General features: G+C 44.2%; 21 protein-coding genes. All 21 read left to right on the top strand.

The features are described 5' to 3' along the window. Nucleotides 1–159: 159 nt before the first annotated feature. A complete protein-coding gene (locus H140_RS14350; RefSeq protein ID WP_019673335.1) occupies nucleotides 160–903 on the top strand; it encodes a TIGR00366 family protein in 744 nt (247 codons plus the stop codon). Between the two features lie 467 nt (nucleotides 904–1,370). Continuing rightward, a complete protein-coding gene (locus tag H140_RS0109020) occupies nucleotides 1,371–2,072 on the top strand; it encodes a CoA transferase subunit A (RefSeq protein ID WP_019673334.1) in 702 nt (233 codons plus the stop codon). 75 nt (nucleotides 2,073–2,147) lie between these two features. Further along, nucleotides 2,148–2,777, top strand: a complete 630-nt coding sequence (locus H140_RS0109015) for a CoA transferase subunit B (RefSeq protein WP_019673333.1) — start codon at nucleotides 2,148–2,150, stop codon at nucleotides 2,775–2,777. Nucleotides 2,778–3,063: 286 nt separating this feature from the next. Continuing rightward, nucleotides 3,064–4,401: a magnesium transporter gene (mgtE, locus tag H140_RS0109010; protein WP_019673332.1), complete on the top strand. Its 1,338-nt coding sequence runs from the start codon at nucleotides 3,064–3,066 to the stop codon at nucleotides 4,399–4,401. 390 nt (nucleotides 4,402–4,791) lie between these two features. Then, the gene (apbC, locus tag H140_RS0109005) at nucleotides 4,792–6,012 is read left to right on the top strand and encodes an iron-sulfur cluster carrier protein ApbC (RefSeq protein ID WP_019673331.1); all 1,221 of its coding nucleotides are present in this window, start codon (nucleotides 4,792–4,794) and stop codon (nucleotides 6,010–6,012) included. A gap of 151 nt (nucleotides 6,013–6,163) precedes the next feature. Continuing rightward, entirely contained in the window at nucleotides 6,164–7,390 is a 1,227-nt protein-coding gene (locus tag H140_RS0109000; RefSeq protein WP_019673330.1) for a DUF2804 domain-containing protein, read from the top strand. Between the two features lie 154 nt (nucleotides 7,391–7,544). After that, nucleotides 7,545–8,120: a dCTP deaminase gene (gene dcd / locus H140_RS0108995; protein ID WP_019673329.1), complete on the top strand. Its 576-nt coding sequence runs from the start codon at nucleotides 7,545–7,547 to the stop codon at nucleotides 8,118–8,120. Nucleotides 8,121–8,444: 324 nt separating this feature from the next. Further along, complete coding sequence (gene ndhC, locus H140_RS0108990; protein ID WP_019673328.1) at nucleotides 8,445–9,083, top strand: NADH-quinone oxidoreductase subunit A; 639 nt, start codon at nucleotides 8,445–8,447, stop codon at nucleotides 9,081–9,083. A gap of 10 nt (nucleotides 9,084–9,093) precedes the next feature. Continuing rightward, nucleotides 9,094–9,762: a NuoB/complex I 20 kDa subunit family protein gene (locus tag H140_RS0108985; RefSeq protein WP_019673327.1), complete on the top strand. Its 669-nt coding sequence runs from the start codon at nucleotides 9,094–9,096 to the stop codon at nucleotides 9,760–9,762. A gap of 244 nt (nucleotides 9,763–10,006) precedes the next feature. Continuing rightward, entirely contained in the window at nucleotides 10,007–11,794 is a 1,788-nt protein-coding gene (gene nuoC / locus H140_RS0108980) for an NADH-quinone oxidoreductase subunit C/D (protein WP_019673326.1), read from the top strand. Between the two features lie 96 nt (nucleotides 11,795–11,890). Next, nucleotides 11,891–12,400, top strand: a complete 510-nt coding sequence (gene nuoE / locus H140_RS0108975) for an NADH-quinone oxidoreductase subunit NuoE (RefSeq protein ID WP_026348979.1) — start codon at nucleotides 11,891–11,893, stop codon at nucleotides 12,398–12,400. A 38-nt stretch (nucleotides 12,401–12,438) separates the two neighbouring features. Next, entirely contained in the window at nucleotides 12,439–14,025 is a 1,587-nt protein-coding gene (gene nuoF / locus H140_RS0108970) for an NADH-quinone oxidoreductase subunit NuoF (protein WP_033426950.1), read from the top strand. 16 nt (nucleotides 14,026–14,041) lie between these two features. Further along, entirely contained in the window at nucleotides 14,042–17,029 is a 2,988-nt protein-coding gene (gene nuoG, locus H140_RS0108965) for an NADH-quinone oxidoreductase subunit NuoG (protein ID WP_019673323.1), read from the top strand. 1 nt (nucleotide 17,030) lies between these two features. Next, entirely contained in the window at nucleotides 17,031–18,071 is a 1,041-nt protein-coding gene (gene nuoH / locus H140_RS0108960; RefSeq protein WP_019673322.1) for an NADH-quinone oxidoreductase subunit NuoH, read from the top strand. 151 nt (nucleotides 18,072–18,222) lie between these two features. Then, nucleotides 18,223–18,771: an NADH-quinone oxidoreductase subunit NuoI gene (gene nuoI / locus H140_RS0108955; protein WP_019673321.1), complete on the top strand. Its 549-nt coding sequence runs from the start codon at nucleotides 18,223–18,225 to the stop codon at nucleotides 18,769–18,771. After that, entirely contained in the window at nucleotides 18,768–19,505 is a 738-nt protein-coding gene (gene nuoJ, locus H140_RS0108950; protein ID WP_019673320.1) for an NADH-quinone oxidoreductase subunit J, read from the top strand. The genes nuoI and nuoJ overlap by 4 nt, the downstream gene beginning before the upstream one ends. 365 nt (nucleotides 19,506–19,870) lie before the next feature. After that, nucleotides 19,871–20,182, top strand: a complete 312-nt coding sequence (gene nuoK / locus H140_RS0108945) for an NADH-quinone oxidoreductase subunit NuoK (RefSeq protein ID WP_026348978.1) — start codon at nucleotides 19,871–19,873, stop codon at nucleotides 20,180–20,182. A 4-nt stretch (nucleotides 20,183–20,186) separates the two neighbouring features. Further along, complete coding sequence (gene nuoL / locus H140_RS0108940; protein ID WP_019673318.1) at nucleotides 20,187–22,061, top strand: NADH-quinone oxidoreductase subunit L; 1,875 nt, start codon at nucleotides 20,187–20,189, stop codon at nucleotides 22,059–22,061. A gap of 1 nt (nucleotide 22,062) precedes the next feature. Next, the gene (gene nuoM, locus H140_RS0108935; protein ID WP_019673317.1) at nucleotides 22,063–23,826 is read left to right on the top strand and encodes an NADH-quinone oxidoreductase subunit M; all 1,764 of its coding nucleotides are present in this window, start codon (nucleotides 22,063–22,065) and stop codon (nucleotides 23,824–23,826) included. Then, nucleotides 23,826–25,301 carry an NADH-quinone oxidoreductase subunit NuoN gene (gene nuoN, locus H140_RS0108930; RefSeq protein WP_019673316.1) on the top strand — a complete coding sequence of 492 codons (1,476 nt, stop codon included), beginning with the start codon at nucleotides 23,826–23,828 and terminating at the stop codon, nucleotides 25,299–25,301. Before nuoM ends, nuoN begins: the two co-directional genes overlap by 1 nt. A 210-nt stretch (nucleotides 25,302–25,511) precedes the next feature. Continuing rightward, nucleotides 25,512–25,733: hypothetical protein (locus H140_RS14345; RefSeq protein WP_026348878.1), on the top strand; the 222-nt coding region annotated here is incomplete at its 3' end.

Here is a 25,733-nt window from a genome sequence, read left to right as displayed (position 1 = left end):
GCACACGAACAGAGCCTCATAAAATAGCCAAATGCGGATAAAAAAGTTTTAAAAGTTTTAAATTTGAGATAATATAAATCGTTATATAAAAATAAGTGTTAATGGATTAAACATTATTTTGGGTATGAGTCGTCATACTCTCATAGACAAGGATATGTTATGTTTCAATTTCTCACTAATGCCAGTGTGCAACTGGTCAATCGCTATCTACCTTCTCCGTTTGTATTCTCAATTGTCTTAACCTTTATTGCGCTCATTACTGGCATCATGCTAACTGGTCAGAGTGTTCTGGTTATGGCAGGTCATTGGGGGGAAGGGCTTTGGTCACTACATAGCTTTGCTATGCAAATGGCGCTCATATTAGTGACAGGATATGCCTTTGCGAATGCCCCAATCATTCAACGCTTTTTGGATAATATGGCGAGTAAAGTTACTTCTCCCACTATGGCTATTATGGTTTCGACCTTGATTGGTCTAGTAGGGTCATGGATTAACTGGGGCTTTGGCTTAGTGGTCGGGGCTATATTTGCAAAATCATTGGCGCGTAAAGTTGTCAATGTAGACTATCCCTTATTAGTAGCGTCAGCATACTCAGGGTTTGTAATTTGGCATGGTGGTTTCTCCGGCTCTATCCCACTGACAATGAGCTCAGGAGGCGATAATCTGGTTAAGTTATCTGGAGGCGTACTCACCGAAGCCATTCCTCTTTCAGAGACGGTTTTTGCCCCTTTTAACCTAATCATAGTCGTTGCTTTAATAGTTATCCTACCCATTGTTAATCGTTTAATGCATCCCACAAATCCAACGACAGTTGACCCTGACGTTATCAAAGTGGAAGCTTACATACCGCCTGAAAAAAATACCCCCGCTCAAAAACTAGATGATAGCCGTATCGTTGTATAGGCATTACCGCTGTTAGGGATTGCAGGGTTAGATGCGCGCGATAATGGGTTACTGTTTAATTATTCTTGGCGTAGCAGGCGCCATCATTACTGGTGGATTTTGGCTGTTGGTTTAACCCACACAACACCCCCCTTTGATTTGGTTTTGAAAACAGTTAGACTAACTTAGTTTACAACTGTACATCGTCATAAATACTACTGATTGTTAATACTATTGATTACCCCAATCTCAACTCTTTGCGTAGGCTGTGGCTTTAGCCCAGCATATTTGGCTAAAAATTAGGTTTTGCTGGGCTAAAAGCACCAGCCTACAATAGATTGTAATAAGTTGAGAGTGGGGTATTGATTATTAATATTACTAATTATTAATACTGCTGACAATGAATGATATTAACGATATAAACGTATATCTAACCACATAAACGGAGCTTTTAGCCCCTTCTTAGTGATTCAAACAGGGAGAGAATAATGAGTCAATCAAAACTATACGACAGCGCCGAGTCGGCACTAATGGACGTCATTGAAGATGGTCAAACCCTCGCTATTGGCGGATTTGGTCTGTGCGGTATTCCAGAAGCATTAATCCTAGCGTTACGCGACAGCGGTGTCAAAGAGCTGACTTGCATCAGTAATAACGCTGGTGTTGATGATTTTGGACTCGGCTTACTACTAAAAACCCGCCAAATCAAAAAAATGATTTCCTCTTATGTAGGCGAAAACAAAGAGTTTGAGCGTCAATTTTTAGGAGGCGAACTCGAAGTTGAGCTTACCCCGCAAGGCACATTGGCCGAAAAGCTTCGAGCTGGCGGTGCAGGCATTCCCGCTTTTTACACTGCAACTGGTGTCGGGACTCAAGTCGCTGAGGGTAAAGAAACACGCGAATTTGACGGTCGCAACTATATTTTAGAGCAGTCACTCACCGCTGATGTGGCACTGGTCAAAGCCCAAAAGGCGGACAAAGCTGGCAATCTCATATTTAACAAAACCGCTCGTAACTTTAATCCAGATTGCGCCATGGCTGGCAAGATAACCATTGCAGAAGTTGAAGAGATTGTTGAGATAGGCGAGCTCGATGCAGACGAGATTCATTTGCCGGGTATTTTCGTCCAGCGACTGATAGTAAATGCAAACCCAGAGAAACGAATTGAAAAAGTCACCGTCAGCAATTAAAACAGCCAACCTTGGTAAGACCTAACCCTAAAAGACCAAAAATCAAACAGCTTAAAGATAACAAGGAGTATGACAATGGCATGGACAAGAGAGCAAATAGCGCAGCGTGCTGCCAAAGAATTACAAGACGGCTTTTACGTAAATCTAGGTATTGGGCTACCGACCATGGTGGCAAACTACATTCCAGAGGGCATGGATGTTTGGCTTCAGTCCGAAAATGGCTTGCTGGGCATCGGTGAGTTTCCAACCAAAGACAAGGTTGACCCAGATTTAATTAACGCTGGCAAGCAAACCGTCACAGCCAAGCCGGGCGCCAGTTTCTTTGGTAGCTCAGACTCATTTGTGATGATTCGGGGCGGACATGTAAACCTCGCTATTTTGGGCGCGATGGAAGTCTCTGAACAAGGCGATTTAGCCAACTGGATGATACCTGGCAAAATGGTAAAAGGCATGGGCGGAGCCATGGATTTGGTCGCTGGCGTGCAGCGGGTTATCGTGCTGATGGAGCAAACCAACAAACATGGCGACCCAAAGATTTTAAAGGAGTGTCAGTTGCCGCTAACGGGTAAAGGCGTGGTCAATCGTATCATCACTGAGCTTGGCGTCTTAGATGTCACTGAGCAAGGTCTGAAGCTAGTTGAGCTTGCTGATGGCGTTAGCTTTGAGGAGTTGCAAGCCAAAACACCCGTCACTATCTTACAGTAAGAGGTTTTGCAATTTAATTAATTAAAACTAACTGTTTAACAATCCGCTACTTGTTTCTATCTCGGCAATGGCTTAGCATCTGTGCAGACTTTGATGGGCAAGAAGGTGTTATACGAGTGGATAGGTAGGTAGACAAACGGGTAGACAAACAGGTAAGTGACAGCAGGTCAAAGTTAAAGATTTTCGTATCAGCCAATATATATTATTATTGGCTTTTTTTGTTATTCTGCTAGGCTATAAGAGGACAGGGCTACAAAACTGTTTTAGGCTGCATGGAGTATGAGTTATGGATTTAAAAGCCATTGCAAGAAAATTAAATAAATTGACTGAAGACCAAAAATTTGACCAAGCCTTGGCAGAGCTGCATGAACTAAGGCCGATTGATATTGCCGACACCCTAGTGCTGGTAAAGCCTAAGTGTGCTTGGCAGATCTTAGAACGTCTGCCTAATCGAGCGACAATTTTTTCGTACTTAGAGGCCGAAGATCAAGTGGCAATGGCACGTATTTTCCCACGCTCAAGCTTGGTGCAAATGGTCGGAGAGATGCCCTCTGATGAGCGAACTGACCTGTATAAGCGTTTAGATCAAAGCCAGAGAGACGCCTTATTGCCAGCCTTGGCACAAGCTGAGCGTGAAGATATTCGCCGGCTGTCCGCTTATGCAGAAGGCACAGCTGGGGCGCTGATGACCTCTGACTATGCCACCTTAAAAGCAGAAATGTCGGTGGAAGAGGCGTTGGCGGCTCTGCGTCTAGAAGCACCAGATGCAGAAACCATTTATCATGCCTATGTCATCGATGATGCCCGTAAACTGGTGGGTGTGGTGTCATTGCGTAGTTTGATTTTGGCATCACCTGAGCAGTTAATTGGTGATATTATGCTTAGCGCTGTGGTGTCCTCCAATGTCAATGAAGACCAAGAAGATGTGGCCAAAACGGTTGCCCGTTACGACTTGATTGCGCTGCCCATTATTGATGATGATGGGCGCTTGGTTGGGATTGTCACCCATGATGATGCGATGGACGTGGCCAGTGATGAGGCAACTGATGACTTCTTAAAGTCAGGTGGTGTCGCTAGTATGATGGGTAGCCTGAAAGACACTAGTATTCGGCTACTGTACCGTAAGCGAGTGTTTTGGCTGGTGCTTTTGGTGTTTGGTAACCTAATTTCGGGCATCGGAATTGCTCACTTTGAAGATGTGATTGCGGCCAACTTGGTGTTGGTCTTCTTCTTACCGTTATTGGTGGACAGTGGGGGAAACGCAGGGTCACAGTCAGCAACTTTGATGGTACGGGCGTTGGCCACAGGTGAGGTGGTGATGCGTGACTGGTTTTCTCTGCTTGGTCGTGAAGCTATGGTAGCCTTGCTGTTAGGTTTGACTATGGCAGCCGCTATTTCAGTAATCGGTTATATCCGTGGCGATGCGGTGGTGTCTTTAGTATTGGCACTGAGTATGGTATCTGTGGTGATGATTGGTTGTGTGATTGGGATGAGCTTGCCTTTTGTGCTCAATAAACTTGGCTTTGACCCAGCCAGTGCCAGTGCGCCGCTTATTACTTCGGTGTGTGATGCGTCAGGGGTGGCTATTTATTTATTTATTGCCTCTCAGTTTTTGATTGTTTAAACCACCTAATCAGGTGTTCTTTAATATTACGTAGTGTTGCACTTGGCGTGTTAATCTAAGATTGATTAAAAAGATGTAGCTGTGGTGTTACTCTGCTTGACACTATGTTTAACCTAGATAAAATGAAGCTGTTTTAAAGTGTCACCTAAAATGAATCATTTATAGTCCTAAGAGAGTCTTCACCAGTTATAATGGAGGCTTGGTCGTTTAGATGATGTTGTTCAGTGCACTGATAATTCCGAAAAATTAAACATAGCTATTCACAAAAAAATAGCTATTTATGTCAGTAGCATAAGGGGCACAACCTAAAAAAGGGAATGATTGAAAGGGTGTAGGATTGAAAAGATTGATAACTGAAAGGGCATACAATGAATAGGTTACGAGGCAGTTATGTTTGATTTTATAAAAAAAAATAAAAAACAAGAGGCACAAAAACAGCCGTCATCTGATAGCTTGCAGTTACAGCAAGTTGTCCAAGATGTATTGCAAGGCTTTAATAAGACGGGCGAGGACAATCAGTTAACTGGATTTCAACAACAAAGGGACGCTGTCACTCTAGATTTACGTTTAAGTACAAAGGTGAGCCCTGAAGAAGTACACCGTCAACTTAGTATGGCGTTACACACCAAGGGCATCAAAGAAGTTAATCTAAATGTCAGCTTGCCCGCTGGTGCTGCACCAATGCCTGCAATGAAGGGAGCGGGTAATAAGTTACCTAAGACCATAGATGCAGCAGCCAGTAATCAAAGCAATGCCACTACTGAGCCTCCAATCACCAAACGTGCACCGATACAATCTAGTTTACAGCCACACCCTCGTATTAAACATATTATTGTGGTGGCATCGGGTAAAGGTGGGGTCGGTAAGTCAACGACGACAGCAAACATAGCTTTAGCGCTACAAAAATTGGGTAATAAAGTGGGCGTGTTGGATGCGGATATTTATGGCCCGTCTATGCCGAGTATGCTAGGTGCAGAAGGGGTAAAGCCAGCGCTTGAGAATGAGCAGTTTGTGCCAATTGATGCACATGGTTTGGCGATGCTGTCTATTGGTAGTTTATTGGATGGCGACAATACGCCTGTGGCTTGGCGTGGACCAAAGGCGACAGGTGCATTGATGCAGCTGTATAATCAGACCAATTGGCCAATGCTTGATTATCTGGTGATTGATATGCCACCAGGCACAGGCGATATCCAGCTAACCTTAGCGCAGCGTATCCCAGTGACAGGTGCGGTGATTGTGACTACTCCGCAACACATTGCCTTGATGGATGCCCAAAAAGGCATTGAGATGTTCAATAAAACCAGTATTCCTGTTATTGGCGTGGTGGAAAATATGGCACTGCATACTTGCTCAAACTGTGGTCATACCGAAGCTATCTTTGGTGCAGGCGGCGGTGAATTTATCGCCAAAGAATATCAGGTGCCTTTATTAGGTCAATTGCCTTTGGCATCAGCAATTCGGGCGCAGGCGGATAAGGGCGAGCCAAGTGTGATAGCTCATGAAGGTGAGGGCGATGATTTTGCTCAATTTTATCTCGATATTGCCAAAAATATTGAAACCAATATCGCCAAGTTTGCCAAGCAGCGTGATGATGGGCGTATTTTTTAGGGTTATTCATTAAATAGTCAAAGTCATAAATAAGCAAAGTCATAACATAAATAGTCAAAGTCATATTTTTAACGCCAGTATGAATATGAATATGAGTGTTGATGTTAATGTTGATGACGCAATAGGGGATAGGCAATAGGAGGGTTAAGTGATGCAAGGAAGCACAATACAGCATAAGCAGTCTCGCTCACTAGCGGACATTGAGCAGTTAATTGTCAGTGGACAGCCCCAGTTTGGGGTTTTTTCGCGTGTGCAGCGGCTTAACTATTTGGATTATCGTAGTCATCTGCTGTCACAAAAGCCGGTTGCCTTGTGGCGCAAACAGCTAAAGATTAATCAATTTGCCTTTATACAGTTGCAGCAGCCTCCTTATCGGATTTGTTTGGCACTGGCGACCATCAAGCTTGCGACGACCGCTTTTGTTTATATTTATCATCAAAAAACAGGTGAAGTAGAACGGGTCGATGCCTTGCAGCCGTTGACGCGGCATAGTTTGTTTGCAGGTGATCATCAGCAGGGGCGGATGCAGTTTGAGCATTCTAACCTGACAATGCAGTTACAGTTTTTCCCTGAGTCATTACAGCTGAACTTAGACTGCTCGCTATTTACGCTGTCAGCTGAGTTTCAGCGCAGTGATCAGCCGCTCGTTGTTTGTTCCCCTTCGGGTCGTCGTGGCTGGCATTTTACTCAAAAAGAGCCGTTACAAGTAAGCGCTGGCAAGCTAACATTTAAAGCAGAGTCTAAATTTTTTGCGGATAAAAAAGCAGACAGTGCGCTTGGTAACCAGCTTGGTAACCAGCTTGAAAGTCTGCCGAATAATCAGATTGAGCTTGATCAGCAAGCACTGGCAAATTTAGATTGGACTTTAGGTGTGATGCGACACGAGACCAACTGGTTTTGGGCTTGTATTAACAGTCAGCTGCCTGATGGTTGCCACTTTATGCTCAACTTGGCAATGGGTGTTAATGAGACGGGTGTGAGTGAGAATGCGTGCTGGATTGATGGTAATATTTACTATTTACCGCCCGTATTGTTTATAAAGCCAGAGGCTGTAAAATCTGAGTCATCACACTTTGAGCCTGAACAATCTGAATCTGAGCAATATGAGTCACAACAAGCGGCATGGATTATTAAAAATCAAGACTTAGGCTGGAGTAGAGTCACTATTGACTTAACTTTTACGCCACTAAGTGTCTATAAAAAATCAGACAATTATGGTCTGATTGCCAGTGTGTTTGAGCAGTGGCTTGGTTATTACTCTGGGCAAATACAGATTGACAGTGGCGCAGACAAAGGTTTAGGTAAAGATTCAGGCAAACAAATTGTGGTATTAGATAGCGTTCTGGGCTTGGCAGAGGATCACTTTGCAAAATGGTAGCTTAAATGTGACAAAACTTTTATCGCAACTGGCACATTGCGCTGAATAAACGTAAAATAGCCACCCTAAAGAGGTAAACATTAACCAAAAAGCTAACCTTTACGAGAAGAGTTTAACAAGATAGTGGTATTAATCGATAAATTAAGGGTATAAAATGTCAATAAAATCTGACCGCTGGATTCGTAGAATGGCACAAGAGCATGGCATGATTGAGCCATTTGAAGCTGGTCAAGTCCGCTTTAACGAGGCAGGTGAAAAGTTAGTCAGCTACGGAACATCAAGCTATGGTTATGATGTTCGCTGCGCACGTGAATTTAAAGTGTTTACCAATGTGCATTCAGCCATCGTTGATCCAAAAAACTTCGATGAAAACAGCTTTATCGATATTGTTGGTGATGAGTGTATTATTCCACCAAACTCATTTGCACTGGCACGTACGGTAGAGTATTTTAGAATTCCACGCGATGTGTTGACCATTTGCTTGGGCAAATCAACTTATGCGCGTTGTGGTATAATTGTCAACGTGACGCCACTTGAGCCTGAGTGGGAAGGTCATGTAACCCTAGAGTTTAGTAACACCACCACGCTTCCAGCACGCATTTATGCCGGCGAAGGGGTGGCGCAAATGTTGTTTTTCCAAAGTGATGCGGATGACGTTTGTGAAACCAGTTACAAAGACAGAGGTGGTAAATACCAAGGTCAAAGAGGGGTCACCCTACCGCGCACTTGATGCACCGCAACTGTTTTAACAAAAAAATTGATTAGTAAAACATAATAAAATGGGCGGTGTTGCCTTAAAAAATAACAAATGTCAAGATGCAAGTTTAGATATTGATAACTGAATAATGACCTTCTCATTCAGTATTAAACTGGAATTTAAGGTTTAAAAAAAGTATAGTAACACCTCCATTTTCCAGCCGAAGTATCCTACTTTACTCGTGGCTAACATAGCGTGTCATGTTAGATTAATTTTAGTCATTATCATGCATTACAATAATGAGCATCATAATGGTTTGCGTGTCTAGTTGGTACTAGCCAGTGAGGAGACATATCGATGAATTCCGCCTTTAATTGGTCAGCGTTAGCCTTTATTTTGGCTGCCATAGGTCTGGTAATTTTCATGCTGGTTGTTCCCCGTCTTTTAGGGGGTCGTTCTCAAGGCACAGAAAAAGAAGAAGTATTTGAATCGGGCGTTGTCGGAGCAGGCAATGCCCGAATTCGTTTGTCTGCAAAATTCTATTTAGTGGCGATTTTCTTTGTTATCTTTGACCTTGAAGCCTTGTATTTATATGCGTACTCGGTGTCAGTACGAGAGGTTGGCTGGCTTGGATTCACTGCGGCAGCCGTATTTATAGGCATCTTATTTGTTGGCTTGGTTTATGAATTAAGACTGGGTGCGATGAACTGGGCACCTGCTGACAAACGCCGCAAAAAACCACGTATCACACAAGCACCAGCCGGCTTTAATCTAGCCAGCATTACTAAGTTTGAAGGCATTGATGAGCTGCATACAGATCCAACTGGTAAAGTACCGGCTCAGTCATCTGGACAAGTGAACGTGTCTAACGATATTGAGGCCAATAAACGTCATTTGGCCAATATTGACCACATTAATATCACTGGTAATGTGACCAGTGTCGATTTTTCTAGCAAGTCTGCTAGCACTTCTTCATCAAATAAATCGTCTAGTTAAGGGTTATATCATGAAATATACGCTAACCCGTGCAAATCCTGACGCCGATACTTATCCTGCGCAATCGAAGCAAACGGTCAACAATCCGATTGAGGATGAAGTAAACCGTAATGTCTTTATGGGCAGGCTTGAGGACATGGTTCACGCAGCGGCAAACTGGGGACGTAAGAACTCATTGTGGCCATTTAACTTTGGTACCTCGTGCTGCTATGTGGAATATGCCACGACGTTAACCGCAGTTCATGACTTATCACGCTTTGGTGCAGAGGTTATTCGTGCGTCACCACGTCAGGCAGATGTGATGATTGTGGCAGGAACTTGTTTTGTGAAGATGGCGCCGGTTATTCAGCGTCTATATGAACAAATGCTTGAGCCAAAATGGGTGATTTCAATGGGCTCATGTGCCAACTCAGGCGGCATGTATGACATTTATTCAGTCGTACAAGGCGTGGACAAGATTATCCCTGTCGATGTCTATGTGCCTGGCTGTCCGCCACGTCCTGAGGCTTTGATTCAAGGTCTGATGCTATTGCAAGATTCGATTACCAAAGAGCGTCGTCCACTGGGTGCGTATGTCAATGATAAAGGTATCTATAAGCCGCAAATGGTTGCTGAGCGAGATCGTAAGCAAGCCGATCGTATTGCGGTGAAGAATTTACGTAGCCCAGATAGCATTTAGTTGTAAATTAGCTTGGTGTCGTAAATTAGCTTAGTAATGACATTGATCTTGCAAGCTTAGTATTTGAGTAGCAATAAATGTTTGAATAGCAATAAATGTTTGAATGGCAATAAATGTTTGAATAGCAATAAATGTTTGAATAGCAATAAAAGCTTTTTACCCACTGATTTAATCAGTAACAGACAACAACCTATATTCTTGTGTATGCGTAATATTCGCAATGACTCTGAGGTAACCGGTGACCATGGTAACGGATAACAGCAAAGCAACCCATCGTAGTGCCGATGCAACGAAGAAACAGCCTGCGGTGCTGCGTGAGCTTGGACACAAATTTTCAGGTAAATTTAGCGAACAGTTTACTTTTGATGGTATTCCTACCATTTGGGTAGCCCGTGAGCACTTGCTTGATGTGTTGATGTTCTTGCGCACCTTACCTAAGCCTTATGTGATGCTGCTGGATTTATCTGCCATCGATGAGCGTTTGCGTCAGCACAGAGATGGGTTGCCTGACAGTGACTTCACGGTGTTTTATCACCTGATGTCGCTGGAGCGTAATAGCGATATTCGCGTTAAAGTGGCGTTATCAGAAGACGACTTGAATGTACCGACCGCCACCAAGATTTGGCCAAATGCCAACTGGTATGAGCGAGAAGTGTGGGACATGTTCGGTATCGTGTTTACTGGACATCCGCATTTAACCCGTATCCTGCTGCCTAAATATTGGGAAGGTCATCCGCTGCGTAAAGAGTATCATGCGCGTGCCACAGAATTTACCCCTTATTTCTTAAACGCTGCAAAGCAGCAGTTTGAACAAGAAAACCTACGCTTTGTACCTGAAGAGTGGGGCATGAAACGCAGTGGCCGTGATGAGGACTTTATGTTCTTGAACTTAGGCCCGAACCACCCGTCAGCGCACGGTGCGTTTCGTTTAGTATTACAGCTAGATGGTGAAGAAATCATCGACTGTATCCCAGATATTGGCTATCACCACCGTGGTGCTGAGAAGATGGCTGAGCGTCAAACTTGGCATTCGTATATCCCCTATACCGATCGTATTGATTATCTAGGCGGAGTAATGAACGAGCTGCCGTATGTGATGGCAGTTGAGCAGCTGGCCGGTATTACCGTTCCAGAGCGTGCTCAGACCATCCGAGTGATGATGAGTGAGTTCTTCCGTATTACCAATAACTTATTGTACTTTGGTACTTTCATACAAGATGCGGGTGGTATGACGCCAGTATTCTATATGTTTACTGACCGTCAAAAAGCATATGACGTGATTGAAGCGGTTACCGGTTATCGTATGCACCCAGCTTGGTTCCGTATCGGCGGTACGGCAGCAGACTTACCACGGGGCTGGCAGCGTCTGGTGCGTGAATTCTTAGACTGGATGCCAAAGCGCTTAGATGAATATGTCAAAGCAGCGATGGAAAACTCAGTACTAAAAGGGCGTACACAAAATGTGGCTCAGTACGATGCTAAGCAAGCACTCGCTTGGGGTGTCACTGGTGCTGGTCTGCGTGCAACTGGGGTTGACTTTGACCTACGTAAGGCACGTCCTTACATGGGTTATGAGAACTTTGATTTTGAAGTGCCTGTCTTTTATAACGGTGATGCTTATGACCGTTGTATGGTTAAGATTGAAGAGATTCGTCAATCACTACGCATTATCAAACAGTGCATGGATAATATGCCCTCAGGCCCATACAAAGCCGATCATCCATTGGCCGTACCACCACCAAAAGATCGCACTTTAAATGATATTGAAACCCTGATTAACCACTTTATCTCTGTGTCTTGGGGTCCTGTGATGCCAGCGGGTGAAGCTTCTATGATGGTTGAAGCCACCAAGGGTATTAACAGCTATTACATTACTTCAGACAAAGCGACCATGAGTTATCGCACCCGTATTCGTACACCGACATTTGCACACTTACAGCAGATGCCATCTGTGATTAATGGCAGCTTGGTATCTGACTTGATTATTTATTTGGCGTCTATTGATATTGTGATGGCAGATACAGACAGATAAGTCAGTTCATTAAAATTAAGCATAAAGCTTGTCAGTTTCGATAATTTATCACGCCAGCATTCAAATGCTAGCAGTTAAAGAGAAAATAAGACAATGATTAAAATTGTGACCGATAAAGTACCAACCGTTGATGTGGCAAGCATCCTGACTGCTCAAGAAATTGCGGGTATTAAAGCATATATTCAGCATTATCCTCATGCTCGTGCAGCCTCGTTAGATGCATTAAAACTGGTACAAAAACGCAATGGCTGGGTAGATGATGCGCAAGTCAATGCCATCGCCAATTTATTAGATGTACCGGTAACCGATATCGAAGGGGTGGCTACCTTCTTTAACCGTATTTACCGCTCACCTGTGGGTCGTCATGTCATCTTAGTCTGTGACTCTATCGCTTGTTATTTGACAGGTTATGAAGCACTTTCTGCTAAATTCAAAGAGCAGCTAGGCATTGAGTATGGTCAAACCACCCCTGATGGTCGTTTTACCTTATTACCCATCTGCTGCTTGGGTAACTGTGACAAAGGCCCTTCGGTATTAATCGATGAAGATACCTTTGGACCGGTTAGCCCTGATGAGGTTGCTGAGTTATTGGAGTACTACCCATGAGTGAAAATACCCAAAATACAGCCGCTATGAGCCAGAGTATGGCGTCTGAAGCACAGCCAAAACGTCTTAGTATCGCTGAGCAGTTTGCCCGTCGCAAACAAGGTAAAGCGCCGAGTCAATTAAATGAACAGCGTGTACCTATTTATGGCGACAAAGAAACGGCAACCATAGAAACCAGACCGCTAACTTGGCGTTTGGCACATCATGATGCCATCTTAGATTTAGCAACATATCAATCGTTACGTGGTTTTGAAGGTCTAAAAAATGCGTTAGAAAAGCCTGCAAAAGAAGTGGGCGATATGATCAAAGCGGCCAACGTTCGTGGTCGTGGTGGTGCAGGCTTTAACGCTGGTCTTAAATGGTCATTTATGATTCCACCAGATGGTGGTCCACGTTACTTGATTTGTAACGCTGATGAAATGGAGCCAGGCACCTTTAAAGACCGTCTATTGATGGAGCGTCTACCGTTTCAGCTTATTGAAGGTATGTTAATTACCGCTCACGCCATCGGAGCGACTGACGGCTACATCTTTATTCGTGGTGAATATATTATCGCTGCTGAGCGCTTGATGGCGGCTATTGATGAGTGTATCGCTAACAATCTGATGGGCGATAACATTTTAGGCTCAGACTTTAGCTTTCATCTGCATGTGCATACCGGCGCTGGACGTTATATCTGTGGTGAAGAGACGGCGTTGATCAACTGTCTTGAAGGCCGCCGTGCCAACCCACGTACTAAGCCACCATTTCCACAAATCTCAGGCGCATGGGGTCGCCCCACGGTAGTTAACAACGTTGAGACGCTAAGTAATATGCCAGCGATTTTGGTCAATGGTGTCGATTGGTATCAAAGCTTACCTAATGAAAAAGGTAACAGTACCACCCCAGGCACTAAGATATTTGGCTGTTCAGGCTTGGTCAATGATCCTGGTCTTTGGGAGCTACCTTTTGGTTACAGCGCCCGTGAAATTATTGAAGAATTCGCTGGTGGCATGCAACAAGGTAAAACCTTAAAGGCATGGCTTCCAGGTGGCGCATCAACCGACTTTTTAACCGTAGATCATCTCGATACCATCATGGACTTTGATAGTATTCAAAAAGCGGGTAGCCGCATGGGTACTGGACTAATCATGGTGGTCGATGAAGAGCAGGACATGGTGCCCTTGTTAAAGAATTTAGAAATATTTTTCCAACGTGAATCATGTGGCTGGTGTACCCCTTGCCGTGATGGGCTACCGTGGGGCGTCAAATTACTGACTGCCATTGATGAGGGTGAAGGACAAGTTGGCGACATTGAAAAGCTAGAAGGCTTAACCCGCGATTTGTGGATTGGTAAAACATTCTGCGCGCACGCACCAGGTGCGATGGAGCCACTGATGAGTGCGATTAAGTACTTCCGCCATGAGTTTGAAAGCAAGATTGTAGTGGAAGCACCGCCTAAAGTTGATGATGAGACGTCACAATGGGCGCAATCAGAAATTCAAAAAGTCATGTCAACTATGGGCGCAACTAAACCGGTAGCATCAACGCATACAGGTACAGAATCCAACAATCATTCGGACGCAACAGCAGGCACAGAAGAGGGCGTAAATACTGCCGCTTCTAAACCTAGTGATGTGAAGTAGAGGAGTAGAAACAGGCATGGCGGTCATACATATTGACGGTAAGCAGGTCGAGGTAAACGGGGCAGACAACCTATTAGAGGCGTGTCTGTCGCTGGGTATCGATGTGCCTTATTTCTGCTATCACCCTGCACTTGGCTCAGTCGGCTCATGCCGTCAGTGCGCGGTAAAGCAGTTTAACAATGCAGAAGATGCAGCAGCAGGTAAAGGGCGTTTGGTGATGTCGTGCATGGTTGCTCCGACGGACGACATGTATATCTCGGTCGATGATGATGAAGCGGTGGCGTTTCGTAAGTCTATCGTAGAGTTTTTAATGACCAACCACCCACATGACTGCCCAACCTGTGAAGAGGGCGGACATTGCCATTTACAAGACATGACTTATATGTCAGGCCATAACAAACGTCGCTACCGCTTCACTAAACGTACTCATCACAACCAAGAGTTTGGTCCTTTTATTGCACATGAGATGAACCGCTGTATTGCGTGTTATCGCTGCGTGCGTTATTACAAAGACTATGCTGGCGGTAAAGATTTGGGCGTTTATGCTTCCAATAATCGTGTTTATTTTGGCCGTGATAAAGATGGTCAATTTGAAAGCGAATTTTCAGGTAACTTAACCGAAGTGTGCCCAACTGGGGTATTCACTGACAAGACTCATTCAGATCGTTATAACCGTAAATGGGATATGCAGTATGCGCCTAGCATCTGTCATGGTTGTTCTGTGGGCTGTAACATTTCAGCTGGTGAGCGCTATGGTGAATTACGCCGTATTGAAAACCGTTATAACGGTGAAGTAAACCGCTATTTCTTATGTGATTTAGGCCGCTTTAGTTATGGCTATGTCAACCGTGAAGATCGTCCAGTACAGGCTATTGAACACATCAATGACAAGCATGTCAAAATTAATGTTAACTATGCGCTCGATGAAACTGTTAAGCGTGTAAAAGATAAAAAAGTCATCGGTATTGGCTCACCACGAGCCAGCTTAGAGACCAATTTTGCGCTAAAAAAACTGGTTGGCTTTGATAACTTCTCAACTGGTCTCAATCGTCATCAGCAATCATTGGTTGAAAAATGTATTGAAGTGCTGAGCACCGAAGGTATTTACAATCCAAGCGTGACTGATATTGAAAGTCACGATGCGGTATTTATTTTGGGTGAAGACATTACCCAAACCAGTGCCCGTGTGGCATTGGCAGTACGTCAAGCGGCCAAAAATGAAAAAGTAAAAATGGCGCATGCGCTAAAAACGCCAGAGTGGCTAGCAGAGCCAGTACAGCGCATTGCTCAAAAGCAGCTTAGCCCGGTATATGTCATTGATACGGTACAAACTAAGCTAGATGACATCAGTAAAGTCAGCTGTGTGGCCACGCCAGAAGATATTGCGGCGCTAGGCTTTGCCGTTGCCGATATGATTGCCGTACAAAGCGATGATTTGCAACAGCTAAAACAATTGGCCGCTGAAATTGAGCAAGATCAGCCTCAAAATGATCAAGACGCTGATCCGATGCAGCAGTTGGCACAACAAATTGCGTTAGACTTGCTACTGGCTGATAAGCCATTGGTTATTTCAGGTACTGGTCAGTTTAGCGTGGCGGTGATTGAAGCGGCAGCTCAAGTGGCACAAGCTTTGACGAGCAAACGTAATGCAATAAAAGAGTATGAAGCACAGCAAGTGGCTGAATTCAATGCACAAATAGAAGCACAAGCGCAAAATAAAAACGAAGCCGATGCAGAGGTAGCAGAAAAACCTGCACTAAAACAAGTGACGCCTAATTATAATCAACAAGCGGGCTTATATTTAACTGTACCTAATGCCAACAGTATGGGAGTTTGTCTGCTGGGTGGTAAGTCAGTTGAAGAGTTGCTAGCTACTGAGTTTGATGCGGTGATTGTTGCTGAAAATCAGTTAACCGATGCTATTGATATCGAAAAACTGGCGCAGTTATTAACCGATAAAACGGTCATTACCTTAGACCATCAAAACTTACATTGGCATAAATTTGTGGACATTGTATTGCCAGCAGCTAGTTTTGCTGAAGCAGATGGTACTTTGGTGTCTGCCGAAGGTCGTGCTCAGCGTTTCTTTCAGGTCTATGACCCTAGTTATTACAGTAATAAAAACTGTATTAAAGAAGGCTGGCGTTGGCTACATGCGGTTGAAACCAGTCTGAATGAGATGCCACTAGACTGGACACAATTAGATGACGTCATCAATGAATTGGTCGCAACTCATCCAAACTTAGAAGGCATTAAACAAGCTGCACCAGAAGCAGACTTCCGTATTTCTGGCTTAAAAATTGCTCGTGAGCCAAGACGTTACTCTGGTCGTACCGCCTTGCGTGCCAATCTGTCTGTGCATGAGCCGATGCAGCCGAAAGACTTGGATACTGCTTTGACTTTCTCAATGGAGGGTTATAGTGGTACACAAACCCCAAGTGCAATGATTCCTTTTGCGCAAGCATCGGGCTGGAACTCGCCACAAGCCTGGAACAAGTATCAAAAAGAAATTGGTGGCAGTCTCAAGCAAGGCGATCCAGGTGTACGCTTATTTGACTTGCTTGATGCAGAGAGTAAGTATCCAAAACGTGACTATATTCGCCCAGAAATGACGCAGCCAATCAAAACCAGTATTTTCCAAGGCCAAGCCAAATTAGTCCCAGTTCATAACTTATATGGAAGCTCACCTATGGCACATCGTAGCCCTGTGGTTGCTGGACAGATGCAAGCAGCTAGCTTTTATATTAGTGCTGACGATGCGCAACACTGGCAAGTCCGTGACAATGACTGGTTAGCTGTGACTATTGACGGACATCGCGTTGAGTTGCCAGTACAGGTCGTGCCTTATTTGGCAGCAGGCTGTATTGGTTATCCTGTCGGACAAGCACCTATTTTACACGGTCATTTACCCGCATCTGTCACCAAGATAGATCCACCACTAACAGAGTCAGAAAGTGGTGTGGTTAACGAGACACAACCAGATTTAGAAGGTCAGGGAGGTTAATATGGAATCAATGCGAATCATCCCTGAGGTACCGAGTTTTTTAAGTTTATCCACGGAAGCTTGGTCGATATTATTTTTAGTCGCTCAGGCGTTGGTGATATTTTTGGTGGTAGTCATTGTGGCGGCTTTGATGATTATCTATGAGCGCCGTATGCTGGCACTTTGGCAAGATCGTTATGGTCCAAACCGTGTCGGACCTTGGGGCTCATTGCAGCTGGTCGCTGATATGCTAAAAATCTTCTTTAAAGAAGATTGGACACCTAAGTTTGCCGATAAGTTTATGTTTATCTTGGCGCCAGCGATTGCCATGTTCACAGCCTTAGTCTCATTTGTCATTATCCCTATTTCACCGACATTAGGTGTGGCAGACTGGAACATAGGTATTTTATTCTTCTTTGCCATGGCTGGTATGGCCGTCTATGCGGTGATGTTCGGTGGCTGGGCGTCTGAAAACAAATACTCATTATTAGGTGGTTTACGCTCAGCGGCACAGACCATCAGTTATGAGGTGTTTTTAGGTCTGTCTTTGATGGGGGTCGTGGCCATCACAGGGTCATTTAATTTACGCGAAATTGTCGCTGCCCAGACTGGTGGCTTTTGGCACTGGAATATCTTCCCACAGTTTTTAGGCTTTTTAACCTTCGTGGTTGCCGGTGTAGCAGTGACCCACAGACACCCCTTTGACCAACCAGAAGCCGAGCAAGAATTGGCGGAAGGTTACCATGTTGAATACTCAGGTATGAAATTTGGTATGTTCTTCATCGGTGAATATGTCAACGTGGTGTTAATTTCAGCCTTGATGACCTGTTTGTTCTTTGGTGGTTGGGATGCGCCGATAAATTTAGGCTTTACCATTTTGCCACCAGCCTTCTGGTTTATGATTAAGACCCTATTTTTTATGACCATGTTCGTCTTGGCTCGTGGTTCACTAATGCGCCCAAGATATGACCAAGTGATGAACTTTGGTTGGAAAGTCTGCTTGCCAGTGACCTTGATTAACTTACTGATTACAGCGGCTTTAATTTTGATCGCCAGCAATTAGATTTTATTGAGATATCAGTTTTTAAATCTTCTATTTATTAGGTGAGATATAGCCCGTCAAACTTTAACCGATGACATAGCAAATAAGTTGTGAATGGATTAAGTTTTGGTTTGACGACGCCAATCGCTAATAAGCAAAAAGAGAAGTTAACATGTTTAAAACGTTGAAAAATACAGTCGTGGGCATGTTTACCATTGTGCGCTCTATGTGGATGGTTAACAGTCATGCGTTAAGACCAAGAGATACAATATTGTATCCAGAACAGCCGGTTCCTGTGCCCCCACGTTTTCGGGGACGTATTGTATTAACCCGTGACCCAGACGGCGATGAGCGCTGTGTGGCGTGCAACTTATGTGCGGTAGCTTGCCCAGTTTCTTGTATTTCACTACAAAAAGCAGAACGTGAAGATGGGCGCTGGTATCCTGAATTTTTCCGCATTAACTTCTCACGCTGTGTATTTTGTGGCATGTGCGAAGAGGCGTGCCCAACGACTGCCATTCAGCTCACCCCAGATTTTGAATTAAGTGAGTATGTGCGCCAAGACTTGGTTTACGAAAAAGAGCATTTGCTCATCTCAGGACCAGGTAAATATCCAGATTATAACTATTACCGTGTCAGTGGTATGGCGATCAAAGACAAACCGAAAGGGGCTGCCAAAAATGAAGCAGAACCAGTTGATTTAAGGAGCCTATTGCCATGAGTTGGCTACATTGGTTTGATAATACGCCCTTAGTTGGGTTCTATGCATTGGGTTTTGTCGCCATCCTTGCCAGCTTACGGGTAATTATGTTGGCAAATCCAGTGCATGCAATTTTATCCATGATTGTTTCTTTGTTAGCGCTGGCTGGCATCTTCTTCATTATGGGTGCGCCTTTTGCAGGTGCATTACAAGTGATTGTTTATGCCGGGGCGATTTTAGTGTTGTTCGTGTTTGTCATTATGATGCTTAATTTAGGTGTCAAAAATGATGAGCGTGAAAATCTGTGGCTGTCTTCTGACACTTGGGCAGTACCTGCAGCACTGAGCTTTGTGATTGCTGTGGTATTAATTTATATGCTGTCACTGGGCAATAGTTATCACGAAGAGACAGTTGTGACCATGGTGGGTGCGCAAACTGTATCGGCCAAACAGGTAGGTACAGCCTTGTTTACTGAGTATTTATTACTGGTAGAAGTAGCGGCCATGCTGTTATTAGCGGCACTGGTGGCTGCTTATCATTTGGGCAAAAAAGCACTGGATGATGAAAATGAAAGTCATACCAGCCGCTCACCTAATCAGCTTGGATCCAAAAAAACGTTGTCTGAACAAATGACAAATGAGGGCGCATCAGAGTCGTACGATTATCGACCTGTTGATGCCCGTCAGTTCTTACAAACTAAGGAACAAAGCGTGCACAAATCGCAGAACAACTTGCATAATAAGGAGGAGAGTTAATGGCTACGGCAACCTCTGAAACAGTTATGACCGACGCTCCTGCAAGTCAGGCAACTCAATTAGATGAAGTGTTGCAAGCGGTTGAAGGCAGTTTGTTTATTGATGCCGATGAGCTGGCTGACGCAGGTCAAGCTGAACAACAAGAAGCAGCTAGACTGGGTGAGCTGGGCGATGTCGCAGCAGCAGAACAAGCAGTAATAGAACAAGTGGTTGTGGACGATGCAGATGCCGAGCAACAGGTTGTCGCTGAGCAAGAGCTGGGTCAATTGGCTGATGCTGGTGAAGTGGCAACAGTGCAAACACTGGAGATGAAGCCAATTGAAATGATGCAGGCACCACAAATTAACGATGCTGCGCAAGCCTCTATGCTTGGACCCATTCCGATGGAGCATGGCCTGATTTTAGCCGGTATTATTTTTGCGATTGGCTTATGTGGGGTTATGGTACGTCGCAACTTCTTATTTATGCTAATGAGCCTAGAGATTATGATGAGTGCTGCTGGTTTGGCCTTCATTGTTGCTGGTAGTCATTGGTTAAGTGCAGATGGTCAAATTATGTTTATCTTTATCTTAACATTGGCAGCCGCTGAAGCCTCATTGGGCTTGGCCATCTTATTACAATTCTACCATCGTCGTGGTCACTTAGATGTGGATACGGCCAATGAGATGAGAGGTTAATATCATGAGTTTTTTAGCATTAACCTTCATCTTGCCAGCGATAAGTTTTTTAATCTTAGCGTTTAGACGAGATCATTTATCAGAACAAGCAGCAAAATATCTGGGTGTGGGCAGCATGGGGCTATCAGCACTGTGTGCGCTGATTGCCTCTGTTAGCTACCTAGGCCAATATGATCCTAGCACTGTCATTAATGTGCCCTTATGGACTTGGTTACAAGTGGGTGACTTTGCACCAGCTTTTGGCTTAAACTTTGATGGCTTAGCCCTGACTATGACGGGGGTAATTACTGGTGTTGGCTTTTTAATTCACCTATTCGCCTCTTGGTATATGCAAGGCGATAAAGGCTTTAGTCGCTTTTTTAGCTATATGAATTTGTTCGTTGCCAGTATGTTGTTACTGGTATTGTCGGACAACTTATTGCTGCTATACCTAGGTTGGGAAGGGGTTGGTATTTGTTCGTATTTGTTGATTGGCTACTATTATGAAAATAGAGCCAATGGTCGTGCAGCCATGAAAGCCTTTACCGTGACTCGTATCGGTGACGTATTTTTAGCCTTTGGCTTGTTCTTATTGTTCCGTGAATTTGGCACGCTTAATATTCAAGACATTATTATCCGTGCACCGCAGATGTTTGAGGTGAACAACCCAACCTTAGTTCTAGCCACCATGATGTTGGTTGGCGGTGCGATGGGTAAGTCAGCTCAGATTCCATTACATACTTGGCTTGCAGATGCGATGGCAGGCCCGACACCAGTTTCAGCGCTTATTCACGCGGCTACTATGGTAACGGCCGGCGTTTATTTGATTGCGCGTTTACATCCACTATTTATGCTAACCCCAGAGATTTTATTGTACTGGGTGGGTGCTGTGGGTGCCATTACTTTGGTAGTCGCTGGCTTCTGTGCATTGGCACAGACCGACATCAAACGTATTCTAGCGTACTCGACCATGAGCCAAATTGGTTACATGTTCTTAGCTCTGGGCGTTGGTGCATGGCAGGGCGCTGTCTTCCATCTAATGACCCATGCTTTCTTTAAAGCTTTATTATTCTTGTCATCAGGAGCGGTGATTATCGCTGTTCATCACGAACAAAATATTTTCAAAATGGGCGGCTTACGCAAAAAGATTCCATTGGTATTTTGGTGCTTTGTGATTGGTGGCGGTGCATTGGCTGCTATTCCTTGGGTGACAGTCGGCTTTTATTCAAAAGAAGCCATTCTTTGGGAAAGCTATGCCACTGGTCATCAGGTTCTGTTTTACATGGGTGTGTTCGGTGCGTTCTTAACCTCACTTTATACGTTCCGTATGATTTGGTTTACTTTCTTCGGCGAAGAAAAGACGCCAGCTCACAAGCTATCTGGATTGTCGTATCAGCTTCCCTTAGTGGTGTTGCTCGTATTATCCACTGCAGTGGGTGCGCTTATTACGCCACCATTACAAGGGGTGTTGCCTGAGAGTGTGGGGCATCTGTTAGAGCAAGCCGGTAATGCGCATGGCAAACATACCGCAGAGTTTATCGCTATGGGTGCTATGGCAGCAGGACTTATCCTAGCTTTCTTATTGTATGTGGCAAACAAGGGCAAATTATTGGCTAAATTTAAAGCCTCTAGTGTGGGTGGTGCCATTTATTACTGGTGCTATCACGGTCTTGGTTTTGATGCCTTGTATGACTTATTGTTTGTAAAACCATTTTTACTTATTGGCAAATTACTCAAATCAGATCCTGTCGACAAAACATGGAACTTATTACCCGCTATTGCTTCAGCAGGTAATAAGGTAATGGCCATGACACAAACAGGCTCGCTTCGAGGATATGCTGCAAGCTTTGGACTGGGGATGGCAGTGTTATTGATACTAGTCATGACGACGGTGATTTAAGATGACAGAACTTCAATTAGCTTGGATATTGCCAGCATTAATTGCAACGCCCTTTATCGCAGGGACACTGTGTTGGCTAGTAGAAAAAATTAATAACCGTTGGCCACGCTGGATTGCCCTCATTGGTATGATAATTACCTTTGCGCTTACCTTAATCTTATGGCGTGAAGGTGGGTTCTCAGGCATGAGCGAGCAGGTATTAGCAACGGATGCCAAACTGCCTTGGTTTGCAGAATTTATCGTGCCTTGGATTGACAGCTTTGGTATTAGCTTTCACTTAGCATTAGATGGCATGTCATTGATGATGGTGTCGCTCACCGCCTTCTTAGGGATTATGGCAGTCGGCTGTTCATGGGGTGAAATTCAGCGCCGTGTTGGCTTCTTCCATCTTAATCTGTTATGGAGCTTGGGCGGGGTTATCGGTGTATTTTTGGCCATTGACCTGTTCTTATTCTTCTTCTTCTGGGAGATGATGCTGGTTCCTATCTATTTCCTAATTGCAATCTGGGGGCATAATGCTACCAATGGTAAGACTAAGGAATATGCGGCCACTAAGTTCTTTATTTATACCCAAGCCTCTGGCCTAGTCATGCTGGTTGGTATTTTGCTGTTGGTCATTATCAACTATCAAAACTCTGGTGTATTTAGCTTTAATTACAATGACTTATTAGGCACACAGTTGGGCGGTTGGGAATATCCAATCATGCTGTGCTTCTTTATCGGCTTTGCGGTTAAGCTGCCAGTGATGCCATTTCACGGTTGGCTGCCAGATGCCCACGCACAAGCACCGACCGCAGGTTCTGTCGACTTGGCAGGTATCTTAATTAAAACGGCAGCTTATGGTTTAATTCGCTTCGTATTGCCGTTTTTCCCAGCAGCGTCACAAGAGTTTGCACCGATTGCCATTACTTTAGGTACGATTGGTATTTTTTATGGTGCTTGGATGGCATTTGTACAGACGGATATCAAGCGTCTGTTGGCATACACCAGTGTGTCGCACATGGGATTTGTGGTATTGGCAGTCTATGCTGGTACGTTAATTAGCTTGCAAGGCTTAATGGTGCAGATGCTAGCGCATGGCTTAGCTTCGGCAGCGTTGTTCATTATGGCCGGTCAGTTATATGAGCGCATGCACACGCGTGAGCTACCACTAATCGGTGGTATGTGGGGGCAGTTCCGTTATTACGCGCCGCTACTGATGTTCTTCTGTGCCGCTTTATTGGGTATTCCGGGCACAGGTAACTTTATTGGTGAGTTTTTAATTTTAATGGGCTCTTTTGAGCAGTATCCAATCTTTGTGGTATTTGCAACCTTCAGCTTAGTATGGGCGGGTTTGTATTCATTAATTATTATTTATCGTGCCTTATTCGGTGAAAAAACCTTGCCTGATTTAGAGGCACTAGAAGCCGAAACTCAAGCTCGAAAAATGGCTCATTTAAAAGCGAAAGCAGCACGTATGCCAGACATGGTTTTGGCATCAGAGCTTGAAGACTCAGATATTAAAACAGTGCAAAATCCAAGTTACGTCGAACAGACTTATCGTAAGAAAACGCTAAAACTATATGATTTAAACCGTCGTGAGTTGGCACTGTTATTGGTGCTAGCAATCGGACTGGTGTGGCTGGGTCTGTTTCCACAAACCGTACTGGATACCTCAAGTCATGCGATGCAGTGGATTAATAATGCTTATACCTACCATGATGTGGTTCATTTTGATGCCATTGAGACCATACAGTCGACTGTTACCACAGGGGAGGTGCGCTAATGAATAGTTTTATTGCAAATGCTTGGCCTGTGTTACAACCTTTTGCGCCAATCTTAGTGGTCGTAGTCACCTTGTTGATAGTGATGCTTGGCATTGCTGTTAAACGCTCGCATTTTTTAATTGGTACGTTAAGTGTGCTGGGGTTAAACTTGGCGCTGTTGGTATTAGTCGGACAGATGTTAGGTTGGTTTGGGATGTCAGAGCAGCCGATGATCAGCAGTATGTTTATCATCGACCCTTTTGCTCAGTTTAATATGGCGGTTATTTTGGTGGCCGCCTTGGCTTGCTGTACCTTAGCTTATCCTTATTTAAGCACATTTAAAGACCACAAAGAAGAGCTGTATTTATTACTGCTATTATCGACGGTCGGTGCCTTATTAATGGTATCTGCACATAATCTGGCCTCATTCTTTATGAGTTTGGAACTGTTGTCCGTGCCGCTATACGGCATGTTAGCTTATACCTTTATGCGCAGCCGCTCGTTAGAGTCTGGTTTAAAATACTTGGTGTTATCAGCCACAGCATCAGCAACCTTGTTAATGGGGATGGCCTTCATTTATGCCGCCACAGGGACCTTGCAGTTCAAAGAGATTGCTCAATCTTTACCCAATGTTTATGATTCACCTTTATTGGTTTTAGGCGCAGCAATGATGACCTTTGCGATTGCTTTTAAGCTATCAGCAGCACCGTTTCATATTTGGACAGCCGATGTGTATCAAGGGGCACCAGCACCTGTGGCGACCTATTTGGCTTCTGTCAGTAAGGTAGCGATGATGGCGCTGGGCATCCGCTTTTTACTGGATGCTTCTATTTTGGCGATTCCGTCAGTACAGACAGTATTAGTAATTATTGCGACCTTGTCTATTTTATTCGGTAACCTGTTGGCTGTCCGTCAAACTAACTTAAAGCGTCTACTGGGGTATTCGTCTATTGCACATATGGGTTATGTGCTGGTCGCCGTGATTAGTATTGGCGCTGGCGCTTACTCAGTGACTAATATGTATATGGCAGTTTACGCCATGACATCGGTTGGTCTATTTGGCGTGATTACCTTGATGTCTACCACCTTTAAAAAGCATGGTGAGGCTGCACAGCTGATTCATTATCGTGGTCTATTCTGGCGTCGTCCGGTATTGACTGGGGTTATGACTGTCATGCTACTGTCGATGGCAGGTATTCCATTAACCGCTGGTTTTATCACTAAGTTCTTTGCGATTGTGGCTGCGGTTGATGGTCACCAGTGGTGGTTGGCGGCGATGATTATTGTGGGTAGTGCGATTGGTTTATTCTACTATCTGCGTGTAATGTTGACCTTATTTAAGCGTCCAAACCCAACCATGCAGTTCGATGCGCTTTGGCATTGGGGTGTACAAGTGGGTGGCTTGATGGTTCTTGTGGTGACCTTAATTGTCATCTATGTGGGTATCTTGCCGAACAACTTTATCTTATGGGCAATGCAATCTATCATGTGGTAGTTTTAATGGTTTAAATAGATTTTTTACGCCTGTACGCTTATGCTTGTAGTGCATTGTTTGTGCTACAAGCATTTTTTTGCTTTATAGCCTTATAAATAGATCTATAAATACATTGATAAATAACAGCGTAAATAATACCAAATCTAAAAATTAATACCAATTCCAAGAAATAATATATAATAAATTATTATTTACTATTACGACGCCAGTATGCCAAAAATAACGCCTAGAAATCATAAGTTAAGCGATCACGACTTTCTGAAGCTATCAAAAGTTGAATCTAAACCAAGAGCACGGGTCAAACTGCTTATATTACATCAACTCAGTCAAAACAAATCCTTAGAAGGCATAGGTAAAGACTTTGGCTATCATCCTCAAAGCATAGGTATCATCAGAAAGAACTACTGGCTATATGGTCTTAAAAGCATCTAC

Source organism: Psychrobacter lutiphocae DSM 21542 (genome assembly GCF_000382145.1).
GTDB classification, from domain to species: domain Bacteria; phylum Pseudomonadota; class Gammaproteobacteria; order Pseudomonadales; family Moraxellaceae; genus Psychrobacter; species Psychrobacter lutiphocae.
This window is presented reverse-complemented; position numbering and strand designations above follow the sequence as displayed.